This window comes from Aminobacter sp. P4_D5, assembly GCF_056401815.1.
The window spans coordinates 1-11,561 of sequence record NZ_JBFUIP010000003.1 but is presented as its reverse complement, the minus strand read 5'-3'; the positions used below and the strand labels follow the sequence as shown (position 1 = coordinate 11,561).

The 11,561-nt window shown below is 60.5% G+C and carries 9 protein-coding genes and 2 pseudogenes; 7 read left to right on the top strand and 4 right to left on the bottom strand.

The window, feature by feature from the left end; genetic code table 11:
- The first annotated feature begins 120 nt into the window (after positions 1-120).
- The 7 genes and pseudogenes from AC1DWF_RS01455 (at position 121) to AC1DWF_RS01425 (ending at position 7,728) form a co-directional block, all read left to right on the top strand.
- Positions 121-357, top strand: a complete 237-nt coding sequence (locus AC1DWF_RS01455; RefSeq protein WP_476788737.1) for a hypothetical protein — start codon at positions 121-123, stop codon at positions 355-357.
- 530 nt (positions 358-887) lie between these two features.
- Positions 888-1,799, top strand: a complete 912-nt coding sequence (locus AC1DWF_RS01450) for a bifunctional GNAT family N-acetyltransferase/nucleoside diphosphate kinase regulator (protein ID WP_476788736.1) — start codon at positions 888-890, stop codon at positions 1,797-1,799.
- Between the two features lie 669 nt (positions 1,800-2,468).
- Positions 2,469-4,127 carry an FMN-binding glutamate synthase family protein gene (locus tag AC1DWF_RS01445; protein ID WP_476788735.1) on the top strand — a complete coding sequence of 553 codons (1,659 nt, stop codon included), beginning with the start codon at positions 2,469-2,471 and terminating at the stop codon, positions 4,125-4,127.
- Between the two features lie 214 nt (positions 4,128-4,341).
- Positions 4,342-4,536 (top strand): annotated as a pseudogene (locus AC1DWF_RS01440) (integrase); the annotation flags it as partial.
- A gap of 408 nt (positions 4,537-4,944) precedes the next feature.
- Positions 4,945-6,075: a hypothetical protein gene (locus AC1DWF_RS01435; RefSeq protein ID WP_476789269.1), complete on the top strand. Its 1,131-nt coding sequence runs from the start codon at positions 4,945-4,947 to the stop codon at positions 6,073-6,075.
- Positions 6,039-6,419, top strand: coding sequence for a hypothetical protein (locus AC1DWF_RS01430; protein ID WP_476786614.1), 381 nt, complete (start codon positions 6,039-6,041; stop codon positions 6,417-6,419). The genes AC1DWF_RS01435 and AC1DWF_RS01430 overlap by 37 nt, the downstream gene beginning before the upstream one ends.
- A pseudogene (locus tag AC1DWF_RS01425) lies at positions 6,379-7,728 on the top strand (autotransporter family protein). The gene AC1DWF_RS01430 and the pseudogene AC1DWF_RS01425 overlap by 41 nt, the downstream one beginning before the upstream one ends.
- A gap of 230 nt (positions 7,729-7,958) precedes the next feature.
- On the opposite strand, the gene AC1DWF_RS01420 reads toward AC1DWF_RS01425, so the two are convergent.
- From AC1DWF_RS01420 to AC1DWF_RS01405, 4 genes are all read right to left on the bottom strand, one after another.
- On the bottom strand, positions 7,959-9,185 hold the full coding sequence (locus tag AC1DWF_RS01420; protein ID WP_476787059.1) for an SLC13 family permease: 1,227 nt from the start codon (positions 9,183-9,185) through the stop codon (positions 7,959-7,961).
- Positions 9,186-9,712: 527 nt separating this feature from the next.
- Positions 9,713-10,429 (bottom strand): DUF2182 domain-containing protein, encoded by a 717-nt coding sequence (locus tag AC1DWF_RS01415; RefSeq protein WP_476841394.1) that lies wholly within the window; start codon positions 10,427-10,429, stop codon positions 9,713-9,715.
- A gap of 156 nt (positions 10,430-10,585) precedes the next feature.
- Positions 10,586-11,224: a DUF1326 domain-containing protein gene (locus tag AC1DWF_RS01410; protein WP_476789267.1), complete on the bottom strand. Its 639-nt coding sequence runs from the start codon at positions 11,222-11,224 to the stop codon at positions 10,586-10,588.
- 31 nt (positions 11,225-11,255) lie between these two features.
- Positions 11,256-11,561: hypothetical protein (locus AC1DWF_RS01405; RefSeq protein ID WP_476841393.1), on the bottom strand; the 306-nt coding region annotated here is incomplete at its 5' end.

Genomic DNA, 11,561 nt, shown 5'->3' with positions numbered 1-11,561 from the left:
GCCAAAGGTGCCGTTGCCGAGCAGCTGGGGTTCTGGCTCTCCGAAAGGCGAAGTCGCCTATCGGTTCCTTCATCGTCTTCCGTGGCGGCTAGGCAGTGACACCCCTCGCGGAAGCTTCCAATGATCGAGCGTATGCTGGAGACCGCGCGCTTTGCGGATTTCCGGGAGAGGCTGCTCACATTGCGGGACGCACGACGCCAGCTCGCGCTACAGGATTTCAGAGCACCGTCGCCCGCCGACGTGTGCGCGCTCCTCTTCGAACAGCTCGCCGAAATGCAAGTCTGGCTGATGGGCGTCGAAACTGACCAACTTGTGACGGATGGTCTGGGCACTGATGACAAACGGCGAGCGCTATAGGGAGCCGGTTATCGCGTAGAACGAGACAGGGCGAGCGATCGCCGACGAGGTTGGAAAGGGCGTATAGGAGCTAATGCACCAAGCCGGTTGATACCGCCAGATCAGGAGAACCCACTGGGGCCGTGCACCTCGAGTGCGAGCTTGCGATCGGGATCTGAGACGCGCGAATGGCATTATGGCCAGCGGCACATGAAAGGCCGCACCTACAGGTCGGATACGTGGCCGCACCAACCAGCAACGGCAGTGCTCAAAGAACCCCTTGCCAACGGAGAGCCGTCTATACACGGCCCCCATCCTGCCGGAACGAATCGTTTCAGCCCAAGCTGACGGTAGGGCTGTTTGGGGGTGGTTTCCTGCCCGTCCCGTTCCCGCCCCACTTCGCGGACCGCCCTCACTCATACGGGGGCGCTTCTCCGCTGGCCTTCACCGCTGGATCTTTGCTAGATCGGCATTCTTTCAACGTTGATCCGAAAGAACCAGCACGGCAGCGACCGTGACAGGCTTTCATTCTTGCGACTAAGGTAGCGAAGATGAACAAGCCTTTTGTTTCGTTGCGTCCAGAAATCACTCGGACACACGCACTGATCCTGATGGACTGGTTAGAGGATGAACGCGTCACTCGCTACCTGAGCGATTCCCGCAGTGTGTCTCGATTCATCGCACAGGCCGTCGACCGAGCTCAGATGCCGATCCTGACACATCTGTTCAATCAGGGCGGCCGCTTCTTTATGGCTTACGACCGAAACGATATCCCGGTCGGCTTCGTCCGTCTGGTCAAGACAGGCGCTGAGTGTGAAATAGTCTTGGTCGTCGGAGACCATGACAGCTGGGGGCGCGGACTTGGCGCCAGCACCATCCGCGAAGGTTTGAAGCTCGCCTTCCTCGACATGCGAGCCGAGAGCGTCATCGCCAAAATTCACCCGAACAATACGCGCTCGCTGAAGGGTTTTGAACGCTGCGGTTTTCTTCTCAAACTCGAAACACCAACACTCAATTCCCTGTCCATGACCTCTGGCCGGTATCTCCAACTCCTGCGCGAAGGCGCCATGGCAAAATCTACCGACATCTACGTCACGGAGATCGACAAAGCACGGCTCCAGAACCTGATTGAGTTCGAGCAAGGGGCGGCAATTGTCGAGCTTGAACATGAGATCGAGAGAGCCATTGTCGTTGATCCTCAGCACGTCGCGCGCGATGTCGTGACAATGAATTCCAGGGTCGTGCTGCAGCTTGATGATGAACAAAAGGAAGTGGCTCTTGTCTACCCGCAAGACGCCGACGAACGCTCTGGTAAACTATCGGTCCTCTCCGACGTCGGCGCCGCGATCCTGGGCTATCAGGAAGGCGACGCCATCGACTGGAGGGTTACAGATCGTACGCGACGTATCCTGATCGAAAAGGTGATCTACCAACCGGAATCGTCCGGTGATTTTCATCTCTAGCTGCACTGTGGCAAGCCTGCTTGTCGAGTTCGTCTGCAGCCTGACAAGCAGGAGAGAGGGGCGGGGCTTCCGGTTACGCAAAGTTCTTCGAAGGAAGAGCCGAAACCCGAAAGGCCTATGGCCTGCCCGCTGCGGCCCCGATCGTTGATTCGACCAAGGCGTGTCGCCGATTCCCAGCACTCCCCCGCAGCGGATTCGTTCGCCGGCCCCACATCGGTCGCAGGCAACGATTTTCCAGTCACAGTAGGTTAAGCACCACTGCAAGGGGGTAAATAGCGGTTTGTCGCTCACGGAGCGCTGAGCCGGGTCATCAGCCTCGGTGTCGTGACTTCCCGCGGGCAGCTTGCAGCCGGGCGGCTTAGCGCTTCGATGTCTGAAATGGGTCGGCTGCAAAACGGCTGCTATCGGACCTCAATACCTAAAATCGGAACGTCCGGTAACGGCCCCCGACCCGCCACGGAAAAATCATGTCTTTCGTTTCAGCCCTTGCCAATGACTACCGCCGGCTGAGTGCCACGCGACGCGAATTGCCCCGGTGGGATTCGCTGCAATGTCACAAATTCGGTGCTATAGGCCTGTCGCCTGAGCGATTTGCCGTTCGCAGCTTTCGTTCCGGACCACCCTGGCTACGAATGCCACAACGCGGACTTTCCGGACAAATCCCAAAAAATGGTCAGCATTATCTTCTCGCATCAACGCTATACCGTGTTCGTCGGCGTTGGGCTCATTGCACTAGCATCCCTTGCGGGTGCGGCGCTTTACAGCAAGTGGCTGCTGGTCGTTGCCACGCTTTGCGGCGGGCTCTTCCTGCTCGGCGTGCATGACCTTTTCCAGCGCCGGCACTCCATCCTGCGCAACTATCCGATCGTCGGGCATCTGCGCTTCCTGCTCGAGGGATTCCGGCCGGAAATCAGGCAGTACATCATCGAGGGCGATCATGAAGAGGTGCCGTTCAGCCGCCAGGCCCGCGGTCTCGTCTATCAACGCGCCAAGGGAGTTGAGGACAAACGGCCCTTCGGTACGATTGAGAATGTCTATGGTTCCGGCTATGCGTGGCTGACCCATTCCGCCTCGCCCGTAGCGATCACCGACACCAACTTCCGGGTGCGCATCGGCGGTTCCGCCTGCAAGCAGCCCTATGACGCCAGTCTCTACAACATTTCGGCGATGAGCTTCGGCTCGCTCTCGGCAAACGCCATCCTCTCCCTCAATACAGGGGCGAAGAAGGGCGGCTTCGCGCATGATACGGGCGAAGGCGGCATCAGCCGCTATCACCGGCAGGGCGGCGGCGACCTGATCTACCAGGTTGCGTCGGGCTATTTCGGTTGCCGCACAGACGACGGCAGTTTCTCGCCGAAGAAATTCGCCGAGATCGCCGCCGATCCGCAGATCAGGATGATCGAGATCAAGCTGAGCCAGGGCGCGAAGCCGGGCCACGGCGGCATGCTGCCCGCATCGAAGATCTCACCGGAGATCGCCGAAGCGCGTGGCATCCCCATGGGAGTCGACTGCGTCTCTCCGGCTGCCCATGGCACCTTCTCGACGCCGATCGGCCTGATGCAGTTCGTCGGTCAGTTGCGCGGCTTGTCGGGGGGCAAGCCGGTCGGCATCAAGCTCTGCATCGGCCATCGCCGCGAGTTCATGAGCATGGTCAAGGCGATGCTCAAGACGGGGATTATCCCGGATTTCATCGTAGTGGATGGCGCAGAGGGCGGAACGGGCGCAGCTCCGGTCGAATTCGCCAACCGGGTCGGCATGCCGATGCTGGAAGGGCTGACCTTCGTACACAACACGCTGCGCGGCGCGGGAATTCGCCATGAGGTGAAGATCGGCGCAGCCGGCAAGATCGTCTCCGCCTTCGACATCGCCCGCGTCGTGGCGCTGGGGGCCGACTGGTGCAACGCGGCGCGCGGTTTCATGTTCGCCATTGGCTGCATCCAGGCTCAGGCCTGCCACACCAACAAATGTCCTGTCGGCATCGCGACACAGGACCCGGTCCGCCAGCGGGCGCTCGATGTCGGAGACAAGAGCGATCGCGTCGCGCGATTCCATCGCAACACGATGAAGGCGCTTGGCGAAATCGCCGGGTCGGCCGGCCTGAGCAATCCTAGCGACTTCATGCCCTATCACTTCATGTTCCGGCAGAAGGACAACGAGTTCCTCGACGGCAACGAAGCCTACCCCTATCTGCCTGAGGGCTTCCTCGTCGCCGGGGAGGAAATTCCCGAACTGGCCGACTGGTACAGCCGCTGGGACCGCGCCAATGCCGAGAGCTTCGCGCCGCCGGAAATTCCGCACGGACCTTTCCAGCGCCGCAAGGCCGCTTGAACACATTGCAACGTGTTCCGCACGAGGAAATCAACCGGCGTCATCACCTTTCGAAGATGCAGAGGCGAACATCATCTGTTTGTCATGCGGCGAGAGAATGCGCATGACCGCTTCAACCAAATTCGCTTCGAAAGGGGACCGGCAGATTTCGGCCCCGCCGCAGTCAGCTCCATTTCGTTTCCCTCTCGGCCATTCAAGGCCGAGGTGAAATGAAATGGGTTACTCTCAGTATGATGCCGCAGTTCGCGGCCGCGTTGCTTGGAATGCGGGAAAGACAGTCGGAACGAAACGCCCGCTGAAGCAGAAGCAGATATGGGTCGTTCAACAGAAGACGGGAAGTCCTGTCCAATTCGAACTGACCAGCGATGTGCGTACCAGCCTACTAGCGTGGCTGGAGAGGCGCGGCGGCTGTGCAGCAAGATCGGATTTGGGATGGGAAGCTGCCCGTATGCTTTTGGGGCGCCTGAAGCGGAATATCTGGCGAACGAACACCCCACCTTTCATCGCGGCCTGTTTGTCCACGAGTTTGCGATTGTACCGGCGGACGCAAATTATCGAACTATTAAGCATAAAGCTCTCAAAGGTGCTTAGTGTTTGAATCATTTCGGTTTTCCATGTTGAAGCATTGCCGCCTACTTGGGACTTTCCATCTGCCCCACCGCCGCCTGCCTATGGCCGTAGCGCCTTTGGCGTTGATGCTGGCGAGCGCGCCAGTGTCGGCCCAGCAGGTCATCCTGGGTGGCGACGCCAATCCTTCGGACCCAACGAGCATCAATAGCGGCGTAGATTTGGAGATGGCCGCACCAGCATTGGCTCCTTGACCATCGAGAACGGCGGCACTCTGACCAACAGGCAGGGCTCGGTTGGCAGCGATATCGGCGGCGATGGCACCGTCACCGTCACGGGGCACGATGGCGCGGGCAATGCCTCCACCTGGACCAACACCGATTTTCTCTATGTCGGCCGCCAGGGCACCGGGACACTCAACATCCTCGATGGCGGGGTCGTGACGGATACCAGTGGCTATATTGGCGGCAGCTCGGGCGGCGTAGGTGTTGTGACTGTGTCGGGCGACGATGGCTTTGGCAATGCCTCCACCTGGACCAATCAATACAACCTGCATATTGGCGAAGAGGGGAGCGGCACATTGCACGTTACCCACGGCGGCCGGATCGAGACGAATGGCCGGATCAACATTGGCAATTTCGGTCAGGGCGAAATTGTCATCTCGGACAGCTCCACAGTCTCAAGCTACGACGCGATCATTGGCGTCGCCGAATATGGGGTGGCGCTGCTGACATCGGGCGGGTCCTGGACCATGACGGACCAGCTTACGATTGGCTTGGGCGCCCAAGGCGTTTTGCGGATCGAGGACGGTGCCCAGGTGATCAGCAAGCAAGGCTATGTGGGTGCCAATCCCGGTGGCCACGGCAACGTCACCGTGACAGGCGCGGGGTCGATTTGGCAGATGACCGGCTCCAATCTCACCTTGGGCAACTACGGCGTCGGTGCCATGAACATCGAAGACGGCGCCCGGGTTTTTGCGCTTAACTGCGTCTATCTGGGCATATCGGATGGGGCGGCAAGCGGCACGCTGAATGTGCTGGGCACCCCGGGTGCGCGCGGGGTTCTGGAAACCAATGGTTTCCGCGGCGGCGTGGGCACGGCAAATGTCACCCTGGATGGCGGCATCGTTCGGACCACCAGCGACAATGCGACTTTCTTCCGCAATTATGGCGCTCAACAGGTCACCCTGGGCACCGCAGGCGGTATCATCGATACCAACGGCCACGATATCGACATCGCCCCCGAAATGACCGGCGCGGGCGGCCTGACCAAGGATGGTCTGGGTACGCTGACCTTGACAGCGGCAATAGCTATGTCGGCGGTACGACCATCGCCGCCGGCACCTTGCAACTGGGCGATGGCGGCACGAGCGGCAGCATAGTCGGCAATGTCGCCAATAGTGGCATTCTGGCCTTCGATCGGTCCGACATGGTGACCTTCGGCGGCACGATCACCGGCACGGGTGGCGTCCGGCAGATTGGTACCGGCCAGACCACGCTCACCGCCAACAATTCGGGCCTCTCAGGCGTGTCTGGGGTGTATGACGGCATCCTGTCAATCAACGGCATCCTCGGGGGAACCCTGGACGTCGTCGGCGGACGCCTGCAAGGCACTGGCCAGGTCGGCGCCACCACAAATTTCTCCGGCGGCACCATCGCCCCGGGTAATTCGATCGGTACCCTGACTGTGGCGGGCAAATTATGCCGGCAATGGCGGCACACTTGAGATCGAGACGGTTCTGGGCGACGACAGCTCGGCCACGGATCGGCTTGTCGTGACCGGCGATACGTCCGGCAGCACCAATGTCCGCGTCATCAATCTCGGCGGCGCTGGCGCACAGACAAACGAAGGCATCAAGATCATCGATGTCGGCGGCCAGTCCGGCGGCAACTTCACTTTGCGGGGCAGCTATACCTTCGAAGGTGACCCAGCCGTGGTTGCCGGAGCCTACGCTTACCGTCTTTATCAGGGCGGTGTGAGCACACCGGCAGATGGTGATTGGTATCTGCGTTCAGCCTTGCTCAATCCCGGTACCATTGGCCCACTCTATCACGCCGGCGCACCGGTCTACGAGGCCTATGCCGCTGTGCTGCAGAGCTTCAATACACTCGACACGCTGCAACAGCGCGTCGGCAATCGTTCCTGGGCCGCGGGCATGATCGACACCGGTGCCATGGTTGACGGTGCTGGCGCCAATAGCGGCGTCTGGGGCCGGATTGTAGGGCGCCAGATGCACGTGGACCCCAGGTCCTCCACGACCGGCACCGACTATGATATCGACACCTGGCAATTGCAGGCCGGGGCGGATGGTCAACTCTACGTCGGAGAGGACGGAAGTCTGCTGGGCGGCCTTTCCCTGCGCTATGGCACCATTGCTGGCGACGTTGCCTCGATCTTTGGAAACGGAACGATCCGCAGCAGCGGGTACGGTTTTGGCGGCTCGCTGACCTGGTACGGCTCGAACGGCTTCTATCTCGATGCCTAGGCAAACCTCACCTGGTATGACAGCACGCTCTCGTCCTCCACCGCAGCAACCAGGCTGGTCTCAGGCAATGGCGGCTTCGGCTATGCACTTGGTCTGGAAGCAGGTCAGCCGATAGCGCTGGACCCAGATTGGTCGGTGACGCCACAGGTCCAGCTGATCTATTCCGGCATCAACTACGATCCATTTACCGACGTCTTTGGTGCCGCGGTGTCGCTCTCCGATGGAAATGATCTCAAGATCCGTCTTGGCGTTTCAGCCGACTACCAGAATGCCTGGACAGATGACCGCGGCGCAACCAGCCGCATCCATGCCTATGGCATCACCAATCTCTATTATGACCTCATGCCGCAGGCCACTACCGTGCTTGCTGCGACCCCCCTCGTAAGCGAGCAGGAAAGCCTTTGGGCTGGCCTCGGTCTTGGCGGCTCATACGCGTGGGGAAATGACAAATATGCTCTCCATGGGCAAGCCACGGTCGACACCAGCCTGATCAATTTCGGCCGCAGCTACGGTATTTCCGGCACAGCCGGTCTCACCGTCAAGTTCTAGGCGCCCATTGTGATGCCGGGTCCGATAGTAGGTAAGCTGGGCTCCAATGTGACCTGACGGGTGGGGGTTGCAAGCGAGTTCACGACAGGCATCCGCCGCATCGTGTTTCAAGATGCTGATCAGAATCGCGCCAGTCACACCTTTTGGACAGGTTTCTGCGCGCGGCGCGTCCGGTCTTTCCCAGCAAACTGACGAGCCGGATGTAGCAGCCGTGAAGCAGGATTTTCCAATTAGAACGGTACGAGGCCAATGCCCCAAAGCCAAGCTATCGTAATGGCCAGGCTTGCGATCGCCATCGGAACACCAGAGCGCGCAAAGTCGACAAAACCGAGCTTGACGCCGGAAACGGAGGCCCTTTCGGCAACGATGATGTTGCACAATGAACCCGTGAGAAGGAGGTTTCCTGCGAACGTCGATAGCAACGCCAGCGCTGTCAGAGCACCCTCCGAGAGATCCGGAACGAGCTTGACCAGCAAGATGACGGCCGGGACATTGCCGATCGTGTTGGAGGCGGCAAGCGTCAGTGGCGCGAGGACAGCGAGACGGTCGGGCAGCAAGCCCCGTTCCGTGAGCCAGACCATGCCTTGCTGTGCCAGTCCGGTCTTGGCGAAAGCTGCCGTTATTCCGAAAAGGCAAACGAAAAGGAGCAGCAATTGCCAGTCGACCGCGCCGATCATAGTGCGTGAGGAGAGGCGACGAGACATCAGCAGAAACCCCGCGACCGCGAGCGCCGAGAGTTCACGCGGCAACGGAGTCAGGAACAGCGCCACAAGTACTGCGACTGCAAACATGCCCTTCAAGAATTGAAACCGGTCGATTTGAGGTGGCAGGCTGTCCTCCGGATTCGCGCCGTCGCCAGGCGCCAAGCGCCAGGTCGCGACGATGGCGACGAAGGTTATTGCGAGGCTGGCCAGTGTGGGCGGCACTGCAAAGGCGAGATAACGCCAGAAATCCAAGCCGCCGGCCTGCCCGATCAGGATGTTCTGGGGGTTGCCGATAAGGGTAGCGGCAGAGCCGGCGTTGGCGGCCCCGGCGAGCCCAATAAGGTATGGTCGCGGATCGAGTTGTTGCGAGGCAACACCCGCGACAACCAAAGGTGCAAGTGCGAAAACGATGACGTCGTTGGTGAAGATCGCGGCCAGCACACCCGTCACTGCGATCAGGCTGGCGAGCAAAAGCTTCGGATTGCGGGAAGCGCGAACGATCCGGTCAGCGATCCAGCCGTAAAAACCGGAATGGTCGAACTGTGCAGAAAGGATCATCAGCGCGAACAAAAGGGCGATCGTAGGCACGTCGACCGCCGCGCCGGCTTCTTCGAGAGACAAATCGCCCGAGGCAAGGAGGACGATCAGACCGAGCAGCGCGACGCCGGTTCGGTCGATCGCCAGGCCGGGCACGCGCCCCAGAGCCATGCCCGCGTAGGTTAGCACGAAGACCGTTACCGACAGGGTTGTCATACGAAAAATGCCCTCGAAAAACGCAAACTGGAAGGAATCGCCAACCTACCCATAACAAAGTCGATCACTTTAAGCCCGTTGCGACCTGTCGGAATGGCTTCAAGGTCGTTCGGCCCGAAGGGTCTGCTTGCATGCGCAGGCGTCAAGCGGAAGGCCGGTCGCCAATTGAATGAAGTCCATCCCTCAGACCATATTGGGTGTGCTAACACAGTCCGCGTCGCCCAACAGCTCCAACATCGGGCCGCGTTTTCATCCGACTAATCCCGACTTACGAGTGCCGCCGACCGAAAGGTGCGATTTCGATCGTTTTGAAGCGGCCGCTTAAGATGTCGGCTTCTGGTCAAATCAATCTAAATCCGGACTGTCAGATCTCGGCCCCTGAGCTTCCAGGCAGCGATGCGCCAGAAATGGACCTGACGCTCGCGCCGTATCGTTTGCTCGATATCCGACCACAAGCCTTTCGGCATGAGCGTCTCGACCACCTTATCGCTTGAGAAGCGAGTGGCCTTGGCGCGGGGGGAATGCCCCTAACCGCTAATCCAAGGCATCTCAATCACCCCGAGCGCTACAACGATCCCGAGACCCAATAGCGCAATACCCAAAGCACCTTCGAAGCGGCGRCCACGCGGCTGCAGCTTCTCGACGAAGACGACCAGCGTTAGAAGCAGCATCCAGGCGACGCTCATGACGCCGGCCGCAACCAGCACAGCAAACAGCGCCCAGCAGCACCCAAAGCAATAGACGCCGTGGCGCAGCCCCATCTCAAGCGCGCCAACCCGGCCCTCGCGCCAGTGCTGCGCAACGAACGCGAGCGGTGAACGGCAATGGCTCAGGCAAATGTGCTTGAGGGTGGTGAACTGGTAGAGCCCGGCGACGCCAAGCGTGGCACCGAGCGCGAGCGGCGCCCATTTCGACCGCTGAGGCGGATCGAGGCTCGCCGCAAGCTCGCTGCCGAACTGGACCAGGACATACACTAGGAGGCCAGCCGTCGCCCAGACGAGCATGTAGCCCGCGACGAAGATCCATGTCGGGACGGCCACGTGCCGTTCGCGACTCGCCTGTGCCGTCGCGAACATAAAGACCATGGGCGCCGCGGCCGGCAGCATCATGGCCGCCATCATCACAGTCCACACAGAGAGAAAGGCGGCGGCGCCGGCAACTGACMAGCCGTCGGCGGCTATTCCGGACATAGCCATGCCGGCCATCCCTTCCATGCCCTCCATCCCGCCGCGCATGATGCCCATAGGCATGTCCATGCTGAAGGTCTGGTAGAGGGTGAGCGCCCATGCCGCTGCTGTCAGTACAGCGAGCGATGCAAGGAGACCCAGCGGCATGCCACGGAGATTCCGGGTGAAACGCCACCATTTCCTGGGGAACGCGTCAGGCAACGGCACAYCGCCCTAGTTCGGACCGGTCCAGTCGAACGGAATGTGCTTGCTCGAGCGGGCGTTGCCCGTCCAGTCGAGCCCGAAGCCTTTGGTGCTCACTTCTACGGAGCGCCCCCAGGTGGCAATCTGGCCCGGGCCAACCTCCGAGCCCGGCGGGTTGATCGTCTGCACCCGCTTGCCGGGCGGTGTGGTTGGACCGGAAAGCGCTTCTGCGCGCCCGACGACGCGGCCGGGAATTTCGACCCGCCAGGTGGCGAGGTCGCCCGCCACCTCAAAACTGATAGGCACGAACTCGATACCACGCATCTCGCCGATGTTGGCCGCAAATCCGGCCGGCCAGCCGCCGGCCTGGCCGCCGAAGATCGCCTGCAGGGCTTCGCGCTGCCGCTCATTCGCCTTCTCGTCGATGTACATGCCCATCACGGCCTTTGCTTCGCCTGCCCAGAGATTGCCTTCGAATTCACCGAGTGCAACTAGCGTCAGGCCGTCTAGCTTCACGCCGCCATACTGACCCTCGCGCACATGCCAGGCGAGCACGCCTTGGCAGTGATTACCCGTTGGTCGCTGTGCAAACTCGCAAGGGCAAGGGATGTCGCAGCTGCAGATGTCGAACCAATCGCCTGCGAGTCGCCATTGAGGCACTGCATTCATGGCTGGTCCTCCCGGAAATTCAGGACCACAACTATACCTCGATGCCGAGTCGCAATCCAGCAGTTCGTGCTTCGTTCGCTGATAAACTGGCCGCCCAGCCACAAGTCCGCTCGTGCCCAGCAACTACTTTTACCAGAGCGAAGCCTTCGATCGTCAGATCCGGTTCGCGCCGGCGGCAAGCCCCGCCATGGAGCAGATCAGGACCTTCTGGTTGAACGTCACCAATCTTGGTTGCGACGCCGAAAGCTGCCAGTCCGCTCATGATGCGGTTGTCTAATCGCAGTTGGGACGTCAAGTGTGAAGTTTGTTGAGACGACGCTGCCGGGCGCATGGTTGT